We start from the raw sequence: 17,610 nt of genomic DNA, 5'->3' as shown, positions 1-17,610 counted from the left end.
GCTGTTCTGGTGCCGGCGCGCCAGCCGCCTCATGCCTTGATGCGCATGACGTCGATCGCATTGCCGCGCGCGACCTTCGCACGCGTCGTCTCGTCGAGCGGCGCGGCGTCGAGGAAGCGGCCTGCCGTTGCGGAATCCTCGTACGGATAATCGATGGAGAACAGCACCTTGTCGGCCCCGAGCGCTGAGAGCGCCGCGATCAGCGGGACGTCGTCGAACTGGCCGGACGTGGTCACGAACATGTTCCGCTTCAGATAGAAGGACGGCACCTCCTTGAGGGGGCGCTTGCCCACGATGAGTGCGGCGCGGCTGTCAAAGCGCCACAGATGGTAGGGCAAGGTCTCGCCCATGTGGCCGACGATGATCTTCAGCCCGGGAAAACGGTCGAACACGCCGGAGAAGAGCAGCCGCAGGAAATGCGAGGAGGTCTCGAAGTTCCACTCCCAGGTCGGCTTCACGAGCTCCGGGGCGCCTTCAAGCACGTAGGGCAGCACGAAGGAATCCGTCGGGTGCAGATAGAGCGGCGCATCGAGGGCCTGCATACGCTCCCAGAACGGATCGTATCTCGGATCGTCGAGATAGGCGCCGTTTGTGTGGCCGTTGACCATGGAGCCGACGAACCCAAGCTGGCTCACGCAGCGCTCCAGCTCGGCGGTAGCCGCCGGCACATCCTGCATGGGCAAATGGGCAAAGCCCCGATACCGGGCCGGCTGCTTGACGACCTCGGCCGCCAGCCGGTCATTGGCGTCACGGGCGAGCTTCACGGCCACGGCGGCGTCAGGCTCGGCCTGCACGCCCGGCCCGGATATGGACAACACGGCGATATCCACGCCGGCCTCATCCATGGCGGCAAGCCGGCGTTCGCCGAAATCCAACATGAGTTGGCTCAGGTGATCCGCGCCCTCCGCCGATACGCGCGGCATCGCCGCCCGCATATGGGGCTCCAACCCCGGCGTGATGAAGTGCTCCTCAAGGGCGATCTTTTTCACGGGGGCTCCGGGGCTGACGGCTGCGGGCGCAAGCGAGGACGCCGCAATCTACAGCGCCGGACATTGGATGAGAAGGGAGATTGCCGTGCAAAGATCCGTGCGCGCTGAATTTAGCTACGTTTAAGCATCGCCCTTTGCTTCCGATTGCACCGAAATTACCGGGCGATAGATCGGGGCGTCACATCGGCCGGGCGCCCGCCCTCTTCAACTTTCAAAGAAATCTTGCTTGCAGGTGGCGACGTTCACACAATTGTTTCTCTTATGGAACGATACATTCAAGCCTGATAATTCTCGACGCATGGCCGGAGGAACAAAAATGGGCGAGAAGAAGCCTGAGGGCACCGTTGTGGCATCCCGAAGAGAGATTTTCACCTCCGGCGCCGCTTTGGTGGCTGCTAGCCTTCTGCCGAAGGAGACACAGGCCGGGGGCCTGCCGTCCCGGGCACCTTCCCCGATCAAGGCGCCCGACGCACCGCCCGGCGGCTACAACCTCCTGTTCATCCTGGTCGATCAGGAGCACTTCTTCGACGCATGGCCGTTTCCGGTGCCGGGCCGCGAATGGATCAAGGCCAACGGCATCACCTTCACCAACCACCAGGCTGCGTCCTGTGTGTGTTCGCCGGCGCGCTCGACGCTCTATACCGGGCTCCACATTCCCCATACCGGCGTCTTCGACAACGCCAATGCCCTGTGGCAGCCTGACATGTCGACGGATGTGAAGACGGTAGGCCACCGCCTCGCCCAACTCGGCTATCACGCCGCCTATCAGGGCAAGTGGCACCTTTCGATCAATCTCGACCAGGTGAACGAGGCCATCGACGCGCCGTTCGCGAAATATCGCGAGATCATCGAAAGCTACGGCTTCGACGACTTCTTCGGCGTCGGCGACATCAACGACCGCACGCTCGGCGGCTATAATTACGACGACACCACCACGGCCTTCGCCACCCGCTGGCTGCGCACCCGCGGCCAGGAACTGAAGGCGGCCGGGAAACCTTGGTATCTGGCGGTGAACTTCGTCAATCCGCATGACGTGATGTTCATCAATTCCGACCTTCCGGGCCAGACGGTACAGGGCAAGCAGTCCTCCATGCCCATCGCTCGCGCACCGGAAAACGACCTTTACAAGGCCACGTGGGACGTGCCCCTACCGTCCACGCGCACCCAAGCCTTCGACGCTCCCGGCCGCCCCAAGGCGCAGCAGATCTATCAGGAGGTCATCGACTTCCTGGTCGGCCAGTGGCCGGACGAGGACCGCCGCTGGCGGGTGCTGCAGAACTACTACTTCAACTGCATCCGCGACTGTGACCTGCAGGTCTTCCGCATGCTGGAGGCCATCAAGGCCAACGGCATGTCGGATGACACCATCATCGTCTTCACCGCCGATCACGGCGAGCTGGGCGGCCATCACCAGATGCGCGGCAAGGGCAATTCCACCTACCGCCAGCAAAATCACTTGCCGTTGATGATCGTCCACCCCGCCTATCCCGGCGGGCTCGCCTGCAACGCGGTGACCTCGCAGGTCGATCTCACCCCCACCATCCTCGCCCTCACGGGCGCGCCGCCCGACAAGCTGAAGCACGTGGGCGAAGGGTTGCCGGGGCATGATTTCTCATCCCTGCTCACCGCGCCGGGCGCCGCCAAGGCGGACACGCTGCGGCCGGGGTCGCTGTTCTGCTACAACATGCTGAGTTATCAGGACGCGCGCTGGGCGGCCCATTTCGACGTGAAGTCGGACACTTCGGTCCCGCTCGCCCAACGCATCGCCGCCATGGAAAAGCAGCCCCCCGACTTCCGGCTGCGCTGCTCCATCCGCAGCGTGTTCGATGGCCGCTACCGCTTCTCCCGCTACTTCTCCCCGCTGGGCTTCAACACGCCCGACACCTGGGAGGAGCTGACAGGGAAGAACGATCTAGAAGTCTACGACCTGCAGAACGACCCCGACGAGGTGAACAACCTCGCCATGAAGGGGCGGGCAGCGGGCGATCTCATCATGGAGCTGAATGCCAAGCTCAACGGCCTCATCGCCGCGGAGGTTGGCGTGGACGATGGCAGCTTCTTGCCATTCAAGGACGGCAAATGGGTATTCCCGCCCGCAAGCGAGCGGTAGTGACGTTTATCGCCGAACAAGTCCGCCCATGTCGTTGCCCTCAGGCGGCAGGGCCGGACGTTCGACGTTGAGCTCTACCATTGCAAGTATTCGACGCGCGACGGAGAGCCGGGAGTTGACGATAGGTTTCAGTCTCCGGAAGCCCGTCTTTGCCTCAAACATCCCGGCCGCCGCCGATTGCAGAGCTATCAGCGCTGACATCGTTCGCGCACTGAAGCTGGTGAACTCCCATGTGGTGGCCGCAGCCGCCTACCCGGCCCGCTTGAGAGCTGCGCGACAGTCGGCCGGCCGATCCTGACGCCGCGCTAAATAGACTATAGACTCTTGGCATTGCATCATATCGACTAGGCTGGTCTCGCGTGTCTTCTGCTCGCTCGCTGAGCATCGAGCCGTCGATTCGGTGAAGTTCAGCCTCTGCGGACCTCGAAACCTGAGAGGAAATCCTCGGGGGTTGCGCGCGGATCGCCGATCCGTCTAATCTGCGCTCAAGGGGCTCCCGCGATTGCCCCGTGAGGCGCCAGCCTGAAATCGCGTCCTTTCTCCCCTCTGCCCAGGGATGGACGCTCGTGCCTTCAAACACCGAAATCACCGTGGCGCAGCTCGGCCGCCTCGTCGGCCTGCCGACCGCACCCGTCATCATCGATGTTCGCACCGACGATGATTTCGCCGCGGACCGGCGAATGCTGCCGGCAGCCCGCCGGCGTGCCCACTCCGCCGTCGCCGAATGGGGGCCTCCACTGGCGGGGCGATCCGTCGTCGTGGTCTGCCAGAAGGGCCACAAGATCAGCCAGGGCGCGGCCGCGTGGCTTCGGGTCCAGGGCGTTGCGGCGGAAACGCTAGAAGGCGGCTTCGCGGCGTGGCGGGATAGCGGCGGCCTGCTCTTCTCTGAAGCAGCCCTGCCGCCGCGCGATGCGGCGGGGCGGGCCGTCTGGGTCACGCGCGCCCGCCCGAAGGTGGATCGCATTGCCTGCCCCTGGCTGATCCGCCGCTTCATCGATCCCGACGCCGCCTTCCTCTTTGTCGGCGCCTCCGAGGTGGAGGGCGTCGCGGCGGCCTTCGGTGCCGCGCCCTTCGATATCGACGGCGCATTCTGGAGCCACCGCGGCGAGGGCTGCACCTTCGATACCATGATCGAGGAATTCGGGCTCAGGTCACCCGTGCTCGACCACCTCGCAGTCATCGTCCGCGCCGCGGATACGGCACGGCTCGACCTGTCGCCCCAGGCGGCCGGCTTCCTCGCGGCCTCTCTTGGCCTCTCCCGCATGTATCGGGAAGACCTGCAGCAGCTCGATGCCGGCATGATGCTCTACGACGCCTTCTATCGCTGGTGCCGTGACGCCGTGGAGGAAACCCACAACTGGCCCGCCGGCCACCAGAGGCAGGGGTGAGGGGCGCGCCATGGCCATCACGTTCGAAACGAGCGGCACCGCCGCAGCACCCGCGCGCCCGACCTTCCGGGAGGCCATGAAAGTCTGGGCGAAGATCGGCTGCCTTAGCTTCGGCGGCCCCGCCGGGCAGATCGCCCTCATGCACCGGGAACTCGTGGAGGAGCGCCGCTGGATCGGCGAGCAGCGGTTCCTGCACGCCCTGAACTACTGCATGCTCCTGCCCGGTCCCGAGGCGCAGCAGCTCGCCACCTATATCGGCTGGCTGATGCACCGCACCGCGGGCGGGCTGGCGGCCGGGCTGCTCTTCGTGCTGCCCGGCGCTGTCGTGATGCTTGCCCTTAGCATTCTGTATGCCCTGTATCGCCACGTGCCGCTCATCGATGCGGCTTTCCTCGGCGTGAAGGCCGCCGTGCTGGCTGTAGTGGTGGAGGCACTGCTGCGGATCAGCCGCCGCGCGCTGAAGAACCGCCTCATGGTGGTGATTGCCGGCCTCGCCTTCCTGGCCATCTATGTCCTGCACATACCGTTCCCGCTGATCATCCTTGCCGCCGGCCTCGCCGGATGGGCAGGCAGCCGGGCCGCGCCGGACCTGTTCCAGAGCGCGGGCTACGGCGGCGCGAAGGCCGACACCCACGGCGTGGTGGACCAGATGTTCGAGCGGGGGGAACTGACCCATGCCGAGCCATCGCTGCAGCGCGCGGCCGGCATCATCGCCGTCTGGTTGCCCCTGTGGCTCGGCCCGGTCGCGGTGCTGTGGGCGACCTTCGGCAGCGGGAGCGTGTGGACGCAGATCGGCTCCTTCTTCAGCCTGATGGCGGTCGTTACCTTTGGCGGGGCCTATGCGGTGCTCGCCTATGTGGCACAGGCGGCGGTGGACGGCTTCGGCTGGCTCGCGCCCGGCGAGATGCTCGACGGTCTCGGACTTGCCGAGACGACACCCGGCCCGCTCGTCATGGTGCTCCAGTTCGTCGGCTTCCTCGCCGCCTATCGGGCGCCTGGCATTCTCAACCCGATGCTGGCGGGGTGCCTCGGCGCCCTGCTGACGCTCTGGGTGACTTTCGTCCCGTGTTTCTTCTGGATCTTCCTCGGGGCGCCTTATGTGGAGGCGCTCCGCGGCAACCGCGCGCTCGGGGCAGCCCTGTCCGCGATCACGGCGGCGGTGGTGGGCGTGATCCTGAACCTCGCCTTGTGGTTCGCCATCCACGTCGTCTTCCGGCAGGTGGTGAGCGTGGACTGGCACGGCATCGGGCCGGACCTGCCCGTGCTCTCCTCCATGGGCTGGCGGGCGGCCGCGCTCTCCGCGATGGCTATGATCGCAATGTTCCGGCTCAGGCTCGGGATGCTTCCTACTCTTGCGATATGCGGCTTGGCGGGAATGGTGCTCTCTGTTTTGGGCTGAACGAGACGCATGTGGCGACGATGGCACGCCACCGGCGCCGAAGCGCCGTCGTCAGCGTGTCGATCGACGATGGGAGACGACGAAGGATGGACGTGAGAGAACTGCCCTAGGCCATACCTCTCTTCAGGAGAGGTGGGGCGCCATGGCCATAGTGGAGACGTGATGCAGCCCGAGCCCATGCCAGCCAAGCCAGGCGGTGTATAGCCCGACCATCAAGATAAGCGCGGCGGACGCATAGGGAGCACGGCGAGCGAAACTGCTGAAGCCGGACCACCGCCGCGAGATATGCCGGACGCTGAGCGCGGCGAGCACGCCGGCCGATACCAGCGTGAGAGCAAGGCCAATGCTGAAGCACACCACCAGCACGAAGCCGAGGCTCAACTGCTTGAGCTGCATACAGATCAGCAGGACGGTGATGGCCGCGGGGCAAGGGATCAGGCCACCCGTCAGCCCAAAGGCAACGATCTGCCAGGTTGTCACCTCCCGGCCGGCGAACCGCCTGCGGATGTCGTCGGCATGGGCGCGCGCATGGTCGTCATCCTCCTCGCCCAGGCTCATGTGGGAATGATCGTGCTCCTCGAACGTGAGCTTGTGCTCCTCCGTCCTGCCGTCGGCGCGCTGTAGCCGCAGCGTTGCCGCGAAGGCATGCGGTTCGGGAATCTCCTGCCAGCTTTCCAGGAAGCCGCCTCGGCCCGTGAAGGAAAATGCCTGCCGGATATTGCCGGGACGGAGCGTCTCGACGTGAACTTGGCCCGGATCTGGAAGCTTGTCTCCGGAGGGACTCGATACCCGCCAGCGCGGCGGCACCCCGTCCTCCAAGATGCCAAGCGCAATCGGTCCCTCGCCGGTCGGGATGATTTGGGCCTCATCGTCATGATGGTGATGACGTTCGCACGACTGCTCGCGCCACGTGCGCCAGGCCATCCAGACGGCAATGGCGACGATCACTGCGGCCGACGCCAATTGGAAATAGGGCTCGCTCGCTTCGCCACCCCATTGCTGGCCGAAATACTGCCCACCCAGGGCGATGATCCAGACGACTGCGGTATGGGAGGCTGTCGCGGCGAGGCCCAGTAGCACCGCCTGCGCAACGGTTCCGCGGATGGCGATGATGAAGGCTGCCATCATCGTCTTGGAATGGCCAGGCTCCAACCCGTGCAGAGCGCCGAGCAAGATGGCCGAGGGGATGAACAGCCAGGCGTGAGCCACGCCCTGCTGCATGAGGTCGGTGAACGAGGTCATTGCTTGCCTGGAGGCTATTTCAGGTAGGTGCGGACAACCTCGATGAGGTCGGCAGCGCCTTTGGCGCGCTCGGGATCAGGCTCCGCGTCCGGGTTCACCACGTGATGACGGATGTGGTCCTCCATCAACTCGGCCGTCAGGCCGCTGATGGCTCCCCGCATGGACGCGACCAGCATGAGCACGTCGGTGCAGCCGAGTTCGGCCTCCAGAGCGCGTTCCACGGCCTCGGCCTGTCCCTTGATGCGGCGGACGCGGGCGAGAAGCTTCGCCTTGTTTTTGATCGTATGGGCCATGGCCGCCAAATAGCATAGGGGGGTACCCTATACAAGGCGCGCCGCGCTTGGCCATTGGCATACACCGCATCTCTGCCGGCTTCGCCAGCTCGGAGGTGCCCTCGGCGTCACGCTTCCCATCGGATCTGATGCCGACCTGTTCGAGTCTAACTGTTGAAATCTTGAGTGATTTGATGCCGATGCAGGGCTAGACCTACATCACGATCACCCTTTTTGGAGTGGCGGGTTTGTTCTCCTCATCATTACGGATTTGAGGAAAAAGTTCCGGGGGCATCACATCTGTGATGCCGCGTTCTAGATCCACCCGCACTACCATGCCGGCGGCTTTAGCTGCTTTGAAGACCCGGGCCAGGTCTGCTTGCGTGAAGCGAGCGGCTCGGCGGCTCATATCGCGGGTTTCCCTTCTCTGCCGATGTCTTGCGCTCGCCCGGTCATGACGACTACGCGAGCACGTGCAATAGCAGGATGACGACGGCGAGGAAGAACCCGACGACGATCAGCGCCGCGAGGATCAGCGCGTCCCGGGCTCGCTCACGGTCGGTGGGGAACGTCACCCTCGATCTCCATGGGCGGGACCACCCCGGAAGGAAGTCTTAGGCCGCGGCTTGGTCAGGTGAGACCGACAGCCGTAGGCCGAGCGCCTTCATAACCCCCATGAGCGTGGTGAGCTTGGGATCGCCTTCCGCGCTCAGTGCCTTGTAGAGCGCCTCTCTGGTCACGCCAGCGTCCTTGGCGATCTGTGTCATGCCGCGGGCGCGCGCCACCACGCCTAGGGCATTGGCGATATAGGCCGGGTCTCCGGTCTCGAACGCATCGGTCAGCAGTTCAGCCTGGGACTCGGCGTCGTCGAGAAATTCCGCTGCATCGAATGGGGTGGTGTTGAGTGCCATCTCAGACCTCCTCTGCCATCTTGAGGGCCTTCTTGATGTCCCGGTCCTGCGAGGACTTGTCTCCGCCGCAGAGCAGGATGATCAACGTCTCCCCACGCTTGACGAAATAGACCCGGTAGCCGGGGCCGAAATCGACGCGCATCTCTCCAATGCCGTCGAAGAACTTCACGTCGCCGAGCAGTCCAGACGCCACCCGCACGATCCGCTGGGCGATCTTCTTGGCCGCACGCTCATCGCGGAGGGCCTCGATCCAGGCCTTGAATTCGTCGGTCTGGCGGACATCGATCATGTGTGAACTGTAGTTCACATGGGGCGAGGTGTCAACCGATCTGTGAACTATAGGTTACGGCGGTATGATGCGCTGGCGCTCGGATCACCGCGCCCCGTTGGTGCAGCGCGCATCGGGATACCGGGGATATTTCGCCACCACAGCATGACAGTTCGAGGCTCAGGGCGCGTCCTTTCATGGTTAACAACCTGGGAGGACGTTATGCTCAATGCTCTATCTACCGCTAAATTCTCGGCCCTGAAGTCCGAGCTAAATGCGGGGCCGGTCCCGATGCTGCAATGGATCGAGGTCGAGAAACTCGTGGTCGATTCCGGATATCAGCGCGAGATGAGTACGCGGGGGCAATCGAATGTCCGCCGCATCGCCGAGGGCTTCGACTGGTCCAAGTTCGCTCCCGTCATCGTCGCGCCTGTCGAGGGTGGGCGCTTTGCCGTGGTCGACGGGCAGCACCGCACCACGGCCGCGATGCTTCGCGGGTTCGAGACCGTCCCGTGCCAGGTTGTTCAGGCGGATCGCGCCAAGCAGGCTGAAGCCTTCGCGGCCGTGAACGGTCATGTGACGAAGATCCAGCCGCAGCAGATCTTCTATGCCCGTTTGACCGCCGGTGATCCCCAGGCTCTCGCCATCGCTGAGGTGTGCGCGGCGGCAGAGGTATCAATTTCGCGCAAGAGTCTGGGGCGTCATCGGGTGAGGAAGGGGCAGACACAGTCGGTTGCCGCTCTTCAGCAATGCCTCGACAAATTCGGTCGCGACACCCTCATCACGGCCTTGCAGTGCATCACCCAAACCGGTGACGGAAATGCCGGCTCGGTCCGTGGCAAGATCGTCGAGGCTCTCTGCCTGGTGCTTACCGAGAATCCGCAGTGGCGGGATGCCGGGTCGGCTCTGTTCGAAGCCATGGACGATTTCGACTTCATCGTCACGTGGGACGAGGTGATGGTCAGCGCGACTTCGCATCTGTGCCAGCCGGTCGTTCCGGAGATTGCCGATCGGATCCGCAAGCACCTGAGCCGCAAGTTCAAGCCGGCGAAGCGCGCGGCATAGTCAGAGAGCGCGAGGTCCGACACCGCCACGGTCGGGGTCGGATCTTGGTGCGGCTCGGCGTGAGCGCACCGAGATCCGACCCGGTTAGGGCGGGCTTGGGTCTAGGGGCTTCAATATGGTTCATTCCGCAATGAAACGGACCATATACAACCCTGGAATCAAAAAGCCCCGCCGAAGCGGGGCAATCTGAAAGAAGGGGCTAAATCACGCGGCCTTGAGGGCCTTAGTCGTCGCAGCTCGCAGCATCTCACGAACGGCGTCTGGATTCTCGTCAATAATCATTAAATATGCGCGCGCTGCCCCGGTAGGGCGGGCGCGACCCTGCTCCCACTGACGAATTTGATGCACGGTGAAGCCAAACGCGGCAGAAAAATCCTCTTGCGAGATGCCGAGCTTCGACCGAATGCCGCGCACGTCAATTTCAGCAGGGACATAGAGCTTCGCGGGCGTAGCTTCGCCGCGAGCAATCGCGACGGCTTCACGAAGCCCTTCTGCGATCTTGTCAAATGCCTTCCTGCTCATGCTCTTTCTCCTACTGAGACTACCCGTCGTTCGTAGGCTCGAACGATCTCCTTGGTTAATGACGCCAAAGCCTTCTTCTCCGCCTGCGACAGGTTCACCCTGTCGCCTTTGGCGAAAACGGTTAGCAGATAGACGGGGATCTGCTGGCCGCTGTAAAATGTGATGATCCGGAATGCGCCTCGCTTCCCTTTCCCCTTGCCGGCCCACCGCAACTTGCGGCATCCGCCTGTACCGGGAATTTCATCCCCGGCCATCGGGTTCCGCGCGATGTGCTCCACCAGGTCGTCGACCTCGGCTTCACTCATCCCTTCGTCTTCGGCGGCCTTCACGAAGGCAGGAGTTTGGGAGACGCTGTGCATAACGACATGCTGCGTAAAATACGCACTAATGTCAACCTTTCAATAGGCGGACATTCCGGTAGTACAGCGCTGCTGTACAGCCTCCCATCGTCCGTGTGCAATCAACTGCAGCGCTGCCGCGATCGGTGTCATGCTCGCTCGATTGCCTCATTGCACCGTGCGCTGTTCGCTTCCTGCGCATATATTAATGATGGACCCCCACGAGCATCGATCCTCGCCTGGACGGCCGAGCTTGTCCATCAGGCTGCAGTCGCACATCGTGCCCCGCTCTCTCCGGAGGGCGGGGCTTTTTGCGTCAGAACGGGATTTCGTCGTCCAAATCATCTGCCCATCTGCCGCCAGGAACCGCCGTCATCAGCTTCCCGCTGTTATTAAATCTCCCGCGCATCCCATCTTTCAGAGTAAATTCAATAGCATTATTTGAAATCTTTATGTGCTCAACAAGAGGATGAGCTGCCAGAATATCGCGAGATATTATTCTTATGTCTTTTTCCGTTTCGAATCTTCCAGACATTTTCTTTAAGATCGTATGTACATCGTCTCTCATGTGCAGAGCAGTGTCGAGCAGCCGGCGGACAGCCTCCACTTCCGATGCAATCAGATTGTCCTTTTGAAACTGACGAATCCTCTCGACCAGTTCCACCGGAAGCACATAAACCCGGCGCTCTGTCGCTTCTTTCTCAGCCATGGCTGTCACCCTCCGATGGTCGTCGGACGGAGTTTTTCCACAGCTTCTATGGAAAGGCGATTGACATTGTGATGTACATTGCGATGTAGTTAACGGGTGGTTCATAACGAGAACGTGGTGTCAGCATGGAGCACAAGACGCGAGCGCTCTACCGGCCGCCGAAGGGCGAGCGGGTGGTTCTCAATTTGCCGAAGGAGGAATTGGAGGCCGTGGATGGCTGGGGCGTACCGGCGGGAATGCCGAGCCGCACGGCGACCATCCGGGAGCTTCTAAAAAAAGGCCTGGAGGCCGTCGCCCATGAGCGGGCGGCGTCTGGCTAGTCCCGCCTCATGTGGGGCGGCATCACATGCTCTATCACGTCGTATAGCTTAAGTTCTATGTCTTGGAGGCGCTTTTCGAAGTCGGCTTCAAGCTCTTGCACACGATCAGTAAGCTTCACCAACGCGGAATCGTCTTCCAATGTCTTCTCGATGCGGGCGATCAACTCTGCGTTCATCGATCGACCATTGGCCTTGGCCTCGCGAGTAATCCTGTCCCGCATGCCTTCGGGCATCCGGAGCATGAATTTGTCAAAGTCGCGTACCGGCGTTTCTTCAGCCATGCCGAACTCCATACTGGCACAGTGCTACAAAGAAAATGATAGCACAGTGCCACATTCGAGTTGACGGTCATGGTGGCACAATGCCATATCTTGGTTACGAAAGGATAAACGGATGGCGAGTGGCGATCCGAAAATGATGATCCGCATCCCGGCCGAGATGAAGGGCTGGGTCGAGGATCAGGCGAAGCGCAACGGCGCCTCGCTCAACAGCGAGGTGCTCCGGTGCATTCGGGAACGGATGGATCGGATGGTCGGCCCCGAGCGGGCCAAAGGAGTGGACGGCAACGGGGAGTGTTTTGCAGGCGCGCCCCGTCGCCGGTCCAGCGTCAATACCGATGGAGATCAGCAGTGAACGACCTGACGTATACCGGAAACGGCGGCGATGGGGAAGACCCCGCGCCCCGCATCGAGTACCGCGGCAAGCCCGTCATGACGACAGAGCAACTGGCGAAGGCCTACGGGGTCACGCCCGACCACATCTACGACGGCCAGCGTAAGAACCCGGACAAATTCGAAGAGGGCTACCACTTCCACAAGCTCACCGGCGCCGATCTGAAGACCTTTCGGAGCCAACCGGAAAATAGCCGGGTGGCTCACAAGTTCGCGGCCCACCTGATCCTCTGGGCTGAGCCAGGCGCCCTCCGCCACGCGAAGCTGCTGGAGAGCCCGAAGGCGTGGGAGGTGTTCTCGAAGCTGGAGGACACCTATTTCATGGTGAAGTCCGGCGTCGTTCTGCCGGCGCCGTCGCCGGCCGGCGACGCGAGCGCGAAGGAGGTGCGCCTCACCATGGCGCACAACCTGAAGCTCATGAAGATGGCCGGCTTCGAGGGTTCCCGCGCCCTGATCGCGGCGAACCTCGCGACGACCCGCCTTACGGGCTTCGACCACCTGGAAGCCCTCGGCATCCCCCGGCTGCACGACAGCGCCGAGGACATCCTGCTCAACGCGACCGAGCTTGGTCAGCGGCTGAACGGCCTCTCGGCCCAGACGGTGAACCTCCACTTGCAGCAGCTCGGCTTCCAGATGCAGGAGCAGACCCACAAGGGCAAGAGCCGGTGGGCCCTGACGCAGAAGGGCAAGGATGCCGGCGGCGCGCTCGATGCCGGCGCCTACAGCAATAAGTTGGGCATGTACCAGCAGGTCCGCTGGCCCCTGTCCATGGTCGAGACCCTCCGCAGCTTCCTTGCTGGGAGGGCTTGATGGACATCCCCAACCTCACGTCCATCCTCGCCATCGCCGATCAGGCCATCAAGCTTCATGAGGCGGGGCAGCGGCGGAAAGAGGCGCAGCTTCAGCTGGGCTTCGCCTACAATGCCTGGAAGAACAAGCACAGCATCGAGCACGTCGACCGCGACACCCTCGACTGGACGCGCATGATGGTCGCCACCAAGGCGCCGTTCGATGCGCTGGAGAAGGCGAAGCGGGCGGAACGCTATGCCCGCGGGCGTCTCGCCGTTGCCGTGACCCGGCACCAGAAAGGCGGTGCCGCATGAGTCCCGCCGACGAAGCCAAGCTGGCAGCCCTCAAGGGTCTGGAGGGCGACCTCCACGACATCACCATCATGACGGACATCGTGGCGGACCTTCTGGAAGACGCCTTCAAGAATCCCGAAAGCCACAGGGAGGTCACGGGCGGCGGCCCGGGCACGTGGTTCATCCCCGCGCGCCAGCTGGAGCGCATCCAGTTCTCGGCGTTCCATGCCCACGAGATGGTCAGGGCAATGGAAGGCCGGTTCCTGGCCATCCTCGAAGGTGCCCGCGAATCTGGAGAGGAGGTGCACTCATGATTCCGCCTCGCAAGAGCAGCCCGACGGCGGGAGAAGCGGTAGATCGCCTCCGTGACATGGAGGACGACCTGCATGCCGCCGCCTATATGGCGGGCATCGCGTGGGATCTCATGTCGGAGATGTTCGATGGCGGTACCGCATCGGCCAGCAAGGAGCTGACGGGTCATGACCACTGCTTCATGGTGGATCCTGGTCGCCTTGAGCGTCTCCACTTTGCCATTGCGGATGCGATGCGCCGGATGGGACAGGTGAGGGACGACGTGTTGAAAGTCGCCTACGGCCGGTAGGAGCGGCTCTTCTCCTTTTAACGTCAGGCCCCGCCGTGCGCGGGGCCTTTTATTTCCGCTCTCGAAGCCTCCTCCGCCGTTCTTGCAGGACTTCTAGGGCAGCTGCTTGGGCGGCCTGCATACGCGCTCGATCCGAGCTGGCTGGCTGTACGGTCCCGGGGGGAAGGCTGTCTTGGCCGGATCGAGCGGCGATGCCGCCCTTTCTCTGCAGACGAGGGGTAAGCGCTTCGCGGAGCGCGGCCTTGGTGACAAAAATCTTTCCCGCAAGCCTGATCGCCGCCAGCTCGCCGCGCGCTATTGCCCTTCTAAGGGTTGAAGCGGTGATGGGTGAATCGGGGCCCAGCAGCATAGCTGCTTCTGCGATGGTCATGGGTTCGTTTTCGGACCATGCGTCCAGGTGCGGGCGCGCCTCGACCCGCCGTAAGGAGGAGGTGGGCGACTTCATCTTCCGCGACAGATTTTGATCACGTGCTCGCCCCAAGCTTCAAGAGCTGCTGTCTTCTCCGCGAGGTAGAGCGCTCTGTTGTAGATGCCGGCCACGCCGGCGCGGGTGCCGCTGACGTGGTTCAGGATCGCTTCAACGATGTGCGGCTGCATGCCGAGGCCGAGGGGAGGGCTCTCGTTCATCATGGTCGCGCCGGTGCGCCGAAGGTCGTGCAGTGTCCAATGCGGCATCGGCTTGGCGGTGGGGTCTGCCTTGAGCCGGGCTTTATGCACGCGATCCTCCAGCATGCGCTTCGCCTTGGAGAAGCCGGAGAACGATCCCTTGCCCTCGCCGAACAGGAAGTCGCGCTCGTCGCGATGCTCCACGCCAGCGAGGATCTGAGCCGCGGCGGTGGAGATTGGCACCAGGTGCTCGCGGCCGTTCTTGGTGCGTGCCGGCGGCAGGGAGATGATGCCCTTCGTCAAGTCGACCTCGTCCCAACTGAGGGCGGCAATCTCTTCGCGCCGCTGCAGCGTGAGAATGAGGAGCCGCACAATTCGCCCGAAGTCGTCGTCCAGGCAGGCTCTCCACACCTCGCCGAGCTCTTCCGCTGAGAGGGTGCGCGCTCGGCCGCCGGTCGGGCTCTCGCCGGCTTTGGCCTTCACAAGCCGGCTGGAGCGGGTGCGCATGACGGGGTTGTCGTTCACCAACCCCTCGCTGATCGCCCAGCCGTAGAGGCCGGACAGGGCGACGCGGGTGTGGTCGCCGGTCGAGGTGCCGATCTCCCTTCGCAGTACCGTCAGGCGGGCTGAGATATCCCCGTGCCCGATCTTGTCGAGCGCCATTCCGTGAAGAGGTTTGAGGTGCGTCCTGAGGTGGAGCCGAGCATTCCGAAACGTGCTGGCTCGCACCGTCGGCTCGTAGGCCTCCAAATACGATTCGATGACCGATCCGAGAGTGCGCGAAGCCGATACCCTGGCTGTGGCCTTCGCTCCTTGTGGGTCGCCGCCAAGCTTCACCTTGGCGTGGATTTCGGTGGCGGCCTTTTTCGCCTGGTTCAGCTCGATCACGTCGGCGCGGCCGATGGTGATCCGTCGCTGCTTGGTGCCGAGCTTGTACTGGAACACCCAGGTGCGTGATCCTCCCACACGAAGGCGGATGCCGAACCCGGGCAGGTCGTCGTCCCAGAACAGCGCTTCTGACTTCCCGGCGGGCAGTTGGAGCCCCGCAACGGTGGGCTTGGTGAAGCGCATGGAGACGGCTCGCTGGGAAGACTATGGGAAGATAGATCGTGACATTTCGTGGCCGCTATCGCCTCGAAACTCAGCGGGTATATCCTCCGAAGACTTTCATAATCAAGGCTCTTGACGCCTTGTGACATTTCATGGGAAGAAGCGCAGTCCCTCCTCTTAATCAGCGGGTCCTAGGTTCGAGCCCTAGTGCGCCCACCATTAAAATCAAAACTTACGGCGGTTTCACCGTTTCGGATTCCTGATCTGAAACGGCTTTTGAAACGGTTTTCGCCGTAGCCGGCGGGCGAGCGCTATCTCTCTGTATCTGAACTGTAGAGCGCGGTGCGCTTGAAGTCCTCGGTGAAGTTCGCTTTGCCCATCGGGGCCTCCTTGCCTCGAACTTGGGGAAGAAGGCGTCCGGGAACCTAGGGGCGGTCCAGACTCGTCCAAATCTGACACCCGCCATGACACAGAGAGGTCGGGCACGGGTCGGAGGGATGACGACTTCAGCCTCTCGTTCAGTCAGGAGCACCGACAAAAACCCGGGGAACGCCGTTCAGATCTTCTCGGCGATGTCGTCGAGCGCGCTCCATTGGGGCACGTCGCCGAACCCGGTGGGGATGCGCAGGGCCTTCACATAGGTGAACTCGTTCAGCGTCATGGCCGCCCGCTCGCGCCCGTAGCCGCTGGACTTGGTGCCGCCGAAGGGGGTGCCGTTGCCGCCGCGGTTGTAGTTGTTGATGAAGACGATCCCCGCCTCCACCCCCCGGGCCACCCGGTTCGCCCGGGCCTGATCGCGTGAATAGATACCGGCCACCAGCGCGAAATCGGTGGAGTTGGCGATGGCGATGGCCTCCTCCTCGGTGCGGAAACTCATCAGCGCGGTGACGGGGCCGAAGATCTCCTCCTGCGCGATGCGCATATGCGGCGCGACGCCGGTGAAGACGGTGGGCTGGACGAAATAGCCGTTCCGCAGCCGCTCTTCCTGCGGCAGCGGGGCCTGCGCGAGGATGGTGGCGCCTTCCTCCAGGCCGATGCGGATATAGTCCAGGACCTTTTGCTGCTGGGGCTTCGAGATCAGCGGACCCACATGGACCTTCGGGTCCGTTCCCTCGCCCAGCCGGAGCCGACGGACGAAGGCGGCGAGCCGCGCGGCGAAGGCATCGTGGATGTCGGCGTGAACGAGGATGCGCGAGCCCGCGGTGCAGGCCTCGCCTTTGTTGAAGAAGGCCGCATCGACCGCATCGCGCACAGCCCGGTCGAGATCCGCGTCCTCGAACACGATGAAGGGGTTCTTGCCCCCGAGTTCCAGCAGCACCGGGACGTGCCGCTCCGCCGCCGCCTTGAGCACCGCCGTGCCGGTGGAGGGGGCGCCGGTGAAGGAGATCTTGCGGATCAAAGGATGCGCGGTGAGCGCCCGGCCGGTCGCGCCGGGGCCGGGCACCACATGGACGAGATCGGGCGGCAGCACCGTGTTGATGATCTCGACGATGCGCATGATGGTGAGCGGCGCCTGCTCGCCCGGCTTCAGCACGATGGTGTTTCCGGCTGCCAGCGCCGGCGCGATCTTCGCGCCGGTGTGGATGGGCGGCCAGTTGAAGGGAATGATGCCCGCGACCACGCCATAGGGCTCGCGCACCGTGACCGAATAGACGTTGCCCATGTCCAGCGTCTCGCCGCTCATCTTGTCGGCGAGGCTGCCGAAATAGGCGAAGGCGTGGATCAGGGCGGAGACGTCGAAGGCCTTGGCGTCACGGACCGGCTTGCCGTTCTCGCGGCAGAGCAGTTCGGAAAGTTCGTCGGCATGTTCGGAGAGCTTGCGGCTGGCCTGGAGAAGGGCGAGCCCGCGCTCGCGCGCAGGGACGCGTCGCCAGCCGAGAAAGGCTGCGTGGGCCGACCGCACCGCCGCGTCCACTTCCGCCACTCCGCCGCCCTGGACCACGGCGAAGATCTCGCCGGTGGCGGGATTGTCGACGGGAAAGCGGTCCTCGGCGTTCGTCGAGGACCAGCGGCAGGTGACGAGATCGAGCGGTGCTGTTCCCATGGCGGGTCTTCCTCATCGGTGGC

At 63.4% G+C, this 17,610-nt stretch carries 22 protein-coding genes; 10 read left to right on the top strand and 12 right to left on the bottom strand.

From position 1 onward, the window contains the following. Positions 1-29 precede the first annotated feature (29 nt). Entirely contained in the window at positions 30-989 is a 960-nt protein-coding gene (locus V5F74_RS07010; protein ID WP_394007010.1) for an amidohydrolase family protein, read from the bottom strand. A 316-nt stretch (positions 990-1,305) separates the two neighbouring features. On the opposite strand from V5F74_RS07010, the gene V5F74_RS07005 reads away from it, so the two are divergent. The 3 genes from V5F74_RS07005 to chrA all read left to right on the top strand — a co-directional run bounded on the left by V5F74_RS07005 (position 1,306) and on the right by chrA (position 5,886). Beyond that, on the top strand, positions 1,306-3,099 hold the full coding sequence (locus V5F74_RS07005) for a sulfatase-like hydrolase/transferase (RefSeq protein WP_394007009.1): 1,794 nt from the start codon (positions 1,306-1,308) through the stop codon (positions 3,097-3,099). Positions 3,100-3,665: 566 nt separating this feature from the next. Continuing rightward, entirely contained in the window at positions 3,666-4,487 is an 822-nt protein-coding gene (locus tag V5F74_RS07000) for a chromate resistance protein ChrB domain-containing protein (protein ID WP_394007007.1), read from the top strand. Between the two features lie 10 nt (positions 4,488-4,497). Next, entirely contained in the window at positions 4,498-5,886 is a 1,389-nt protein-coding gene (gene chrA / locus V5F74_RS06995; protein ID WP_394007005.1) for a chromate efflux transporter, read from the top strand. Positions 5,887-6,009: 123 nt separating this feature from the next. Here the strand turns inward: chrA and V5F74_RS06990 are convergent, their stop codons facing one another. From V5F74_RS06990 to V5F74_RS06970, 5 genes are all read right to left on the bottom strand, one after another. After that, complete coding sequence (locus tag V5F74_RS06990) at positions 6,010-7,128, bottom strand: nickel/cobalt efflux transporter (protein WP_394007003.1); 1,119 nt, start codon at positions 7,126-7,128, stop codon at positions 6,010-6,012. Between the two features lie 14 nt (positions 7,129-7,142). Next, on the bottom strand, positions 7,143-7,421 hold the full coding sequence (locus V5F74_RS06985) for a metal/formaldehyde-sensitive transcriptional repressor (RefSeq protein WP_394007002.1): 279 nt from the start codon (positions 7,419-7,421) through the stop codon (positions 7,143-7,145). 193 nt (positions 7,422-7,614) lie between these two features. After that, complete coding sequence (locus V5F74_RS06980; protein WP_394007000.1) at positions 7,615-7,809, bottom strand: hypothetical protein; 195 nt, start codon at positions 7,807-7,809, stop codon at positions 7,615-7,617. Between the two features lie 205 nt (positions 7,810-8,014). Continuing rightward, complete coding sequence (locus tag V5F74_RS06975; RefSeq protein ID WP_394006998.1) at positions 8,015-8,311, bottom strand: addiction module antidote protein; 297 nt, start codon at positions 8,309-8,311, stop codon at positions 8,015-8,017. Between the two features lies 1 nt (position 8,312). Beyond that, positions 8,313-8,600 (bottom strand): type II toxin-antitoxin system RelE/ParE family toxin, encoded by a 288-nt coding sequence (locus V5F74_RS06970; RefSeq protein ID WP_394006996.1) that lies wholly within the window; start codon positions 8,598-8,600, stop codon positions 8,313-8,315. A 201-nt stretch (positions 8,601-8,801) separates the two neighbouring features. Here V5F74_RS06970 and V5F74_RS06965 point away from each other — a divergent pair, with 201 nt between their 5' ends. Continuing rightward, positions 8,802-9,644, top strand: a complete 843-nt coding sequence (locus tag V5F74_RS06965; protein WP_394006995.1) for a DUF6551 family protein — start codon at positions 8,802-8,804, stop codon at positions 9,642-9,644. Between the two features lie 204 nt (positions 9,645-9,848). On the opposite strand, the gene nadS is transcribed toward V5F74_RS06965, so the two are convergent. The 3 genes from nadS to V5F74_RS06950 form a co-directional block, all read right to left on the bottom strand. Next, complete coding sequence (gene nadS, locus V5F74_RS06960; RefSeq protein WP_394006993.1) at positions 9,849-10,166, bottom strand: NadS family protein; 318 nt, start codon at positions 10,164-10,166, stop codon at positions 9,849-9,851. Beyond that, entirely contained in the window at positions 10,163-10,525 is a 363-nt protein-coding gene (locus tag V5F74_RS06955) for a type II toxin-antitoxin system RelE/ParE family toxin (protein ID WP_394006991.1), read from the bottom strand. The genes nadS and V5F74_RS06955 overlap by 4 nt, the downstream gene beginning before the upstream one ends. Before the next feature lie 295 nt (positions 10,526-10,820). Then, the gene (locus V5F74_RS06950) at positions 10,821-11,213 is read right to left on the bottom strand and encodes a hypothetical protein (RefSeq protein ID WP_394006989.1); all 393 of its coding nucleotides are present in this window, start codon (positions 11,211-11,213) and stop codon (positions 10,821-10,823) included. Between the two features lie 125 nt (positions 11,214-11,338). Between V5F74_RS06950 and V5F74_RS06945 the strand changes: the two genes are divergently transcribed. Then, a complete protein-coding gene (locus V5F74_RS06945; protein ID WP_394006987.1) occupies positions 11,339-11,533 on the top strand; it encodes a hypothetical protein in 195 nt (64 codons plus the stop codon). On the opposite strand, the gene V5F74_RS06940 is transcribed toward V5F74_RS06945, so the two are convergent. Then, the gene (locus V5F74_RS06940; protein ID WP_394006985.1) at positions 11,530-11,814 is read right to left on the bottom strand and encodes an Arc family DNA-binding protein; all 285 of its coding nucleotides are present in this window, start codon (positions 11,812-11,814) and stop codon (positions 11,530-11,532) included. The genes V5F74_RS06945 and V5F74_RS06940 overlap by 4 nt on opposite strands. Before the next feature lie 112 nt (positions 11,815-11,926). On the opposite strand from V5F74_RS06940, the gene V5F74_RS06935 reads away from it, so the two are divergent. Genes V5F74_RS06935 through V5F74_RS06915 form a run of 5 tightly spaced genes read left to right on the top strand, consistent with a single transcriptional unit; the run spans position 11,927 to position 13,887 of the window. Then, the gene (locus V5F74_RS06935) at positions 11,927-12,166 is read left to right on the top strand and encodes an Arc family DNA-binding protein (protein ID WP_394006983.1); all 240 of its coding nucleotides are present in this window, start codon (positions 11,927-11,929) and stop codon (positions 12,164-12,166) included. After that, positions 12,163-13,014: an ORF6N domain-containing protein gene (locus V5F74_RS06930; RefSeq protein WP_394006981.1), complete on the top strand. Its 852-nt coding sequence runs from the start codon at positions 12,163-12,165 to the stop codon at positions 13,012-13,014. Before V5F74_RS06935 ends, V5F74_RS06930 begins: the two co-directional genes overlap by 4 nt. Continuing rightward, entirely contained in the window at positions 13,014-13,307 is a 294-nt protein-coding gene (locus tag V5F74_RS06925; RefSeq protein ID WP_394006979.1) for a hypothetical protein, read from the top strand. Before V5F74_RS06930 ends, V5F74_RS06925 begins: the two co-directional genes overlap by 1 nt. Then, positions 13,304-13,600, top strand: a complete 297-nt coding sequence (locus tag V5F74_RS06920; RefSeq protein WP_394006977.1) for a hypothetical protein — start codon at positions 13,304-13,306, stop codon at positions 13,598-13,600. The genes V5F74_RS06925 and V5F74_RS06920 overlap by 4 nt, the downstream gene beginning before the upstream one ends. Beyond that, the gene (locus tag V5F74_RS06915) at positions 13,597-13,887 is read left to right on the top strand and encodes a hypothetical protein (protein WP_394006975.1); all 291 of its coding nucleotides are present in this window, start codon (positions 13,597-13,599) and stop codon (positions 13,885-13,887) included. The genes V5F74_RS06920 and V5F74_RS06915 overlap by 4 nt, the downstream gene beginning before the upstream one ends. Positions 13,888-14,328: 441 nt before the next feature. On the opposite strand, the gene V5F74_RS06910 is transcribed toward V5F74_RS06915, so the two are convergent. Beyond that, positions 14,329-15,564: a tyrosine-type recombinase/integrase gene (locus V5F74_RS06910; RefSeq protein WP_394006973.1), complete on the bottom strand. Its 1,236-nt coding sequence runs from the start codon at positions 15,562-15,564 to the stop codon at positions 14,329-14,331. A gap of 535 nt (positions 15,565-16,099) precedes the next feature. After that, entirely contained in the window at positions 16,100-17,587 is a 1,488-nt protein-coding gene (locus tag V5F74_RS06905) for an aldehyde dehydrogenase family protein (protein ID WP_394006971.1), read from the bottom strand. Positions 17,588-17,610 lie beyond the last annotated feature (23 nt).

Source organism: Xanthobacter aminoxidans (assembly GCF_043193615.1).
Classification (GTDB): domain Bacteria; phylum Pseudomonadota; class Alphaproteobacteria; order Rhizobiales; family Xanthobacteraceae; genus Xanthobacter; species Xanthobacter aminoxidans.
The sequence above is the reverse complement of the archived record's forward strand: the minus strand, read 5'-3'. Positions and strand labels throughout refer to the sequence as shown.

Coding starts and splice junctions, on each gene's coding strand:
- V5F74_RS06940 (WP_394006985.1), bottom strand. CDS start 11,814: ATGGCTGAAGAAACGCCGGTACGCGACTTTGACAAATTCATGCTCCGG.
- V5F74_RS06970 (WP_394006996.1), bottom strand. CDS start 8,600: ATGATCGATGTCCGCCAGACCGACGAATTCAAGGCCTGGATCGAGGCC.
- V5F74_RS06990 (WP_394007003.1), bottom strand. CDS start 7,128: ATGACCTCGTTCACCGACCTCATGCAGCAGGGCGTGGCTCACGCCTGG.
- V5F74_RS06950 (WP_394006989.1), bottom strand. CDS start 11,213: ATGGCTGAGAAAGAAGCGACAGAGCGCCGGGTTTATGTGCTTCCGGTG.
- V5F74_RS06980 (WP_394007000.1), bottom strand. CDS start 7,809: ATGAGCCGCCGAGCCGCTCGCTTCACGCAAGCAGACCTGGCCCGGGTC.
- V5F74_RS06925 (WP_394006979.1), top strand. CDS start 13,014: ATGGACATCCCCAACCTCACGTCCATCCTCGCCATCGCCGATCAGGCC.
- V5F74_RS06910 (WP_394006973.1), bottom strand. CDS start 15,564: ATGCGCTTCACCAAGCCCACCGTTGCGGGGCTCCAACTGCCCGCCGGG.
- V5F74_RS06915 (WP_394006975.1), top strand. CDS start 13,597: ATGATTCCGCCTCGCAAGAGCAGCCCGACGGCGGGAGAAGCGGTAGAT.
- V5F74_RS06905 (WP_394006971.1), bottom strand. CDS start 17,587: ATGGGAACAGCACCGCTCGATCTCGTCACCTGCCGCTGGTCCTCGACG.
- V5F74_RS06945 (WP_394006987.1), top strand. CDS start 11,339: ATGGAGCACAAGACGCGAGCGCTCTACCGGCCGCCGAAGGGCGAGCGG.
- V5F74_RS06935 (WP_394006983.1), top strand. CDS start 11,927: ATGGCGAGTGGCGATCCGAAAATGATGATCCGCATCCCGGCCGAGATG.
- V5F74_RS06975 (WP_394006998.1), bottom strand. CDS start 8,311: ATGGCACTCAACACCACCCCATTCGATGCAGCGGAATTTCTCGACGAC.
- V5F74_RS07005 (WP_394007009.1), top strand. CDS start 1,306: ATGGGCGAGAAGAAGCCTGAGGGCACCGTTGTGGCATCCCGAAGAGAG.
- chrA (WP_394007005.1), top strand. CDS start 4,498: ATGGCCATCACGTTCGAAACGAGCGGCACCGCCGCAGCACCCGCGCGC.
- V5F74_RS06920 (WP_394006977.1), top strand. CDS start 13,304: ATGAGTCCCGCCGACGAAGCCAAGCTGGCAGCCCTCAAGGGTCTGGAG.
- V5F74_RS06985 (WP_394007002.1), bottom strand. CDS start 7,421: ATGGCCCATACGATCAAAAACAAGGCGAAGCTTCTCGCCCGCGTCCGC.
- nadS (WP_394006993.1), bottom strand. CDS start 10,166: ATGAGCAGGAAGGCATTTGACAAGATCGCAGAAGGGCTTCGTGAAGCC.
- V5F74_RS06965 (WP_394006995.1), top strand. CDS start 8,802: ATGCTCAATGCTCTATCTACCGCTAAATTCTCGGCCCTGAAGTCCGAG.
- V5F74_RS06955 (WP_394006991.1), bottom strand. CDS start 10,525: ATGCACAGCGTCTCCCAAACTCCTGCCTTCGTGAAGGCCGCCGAAGAC.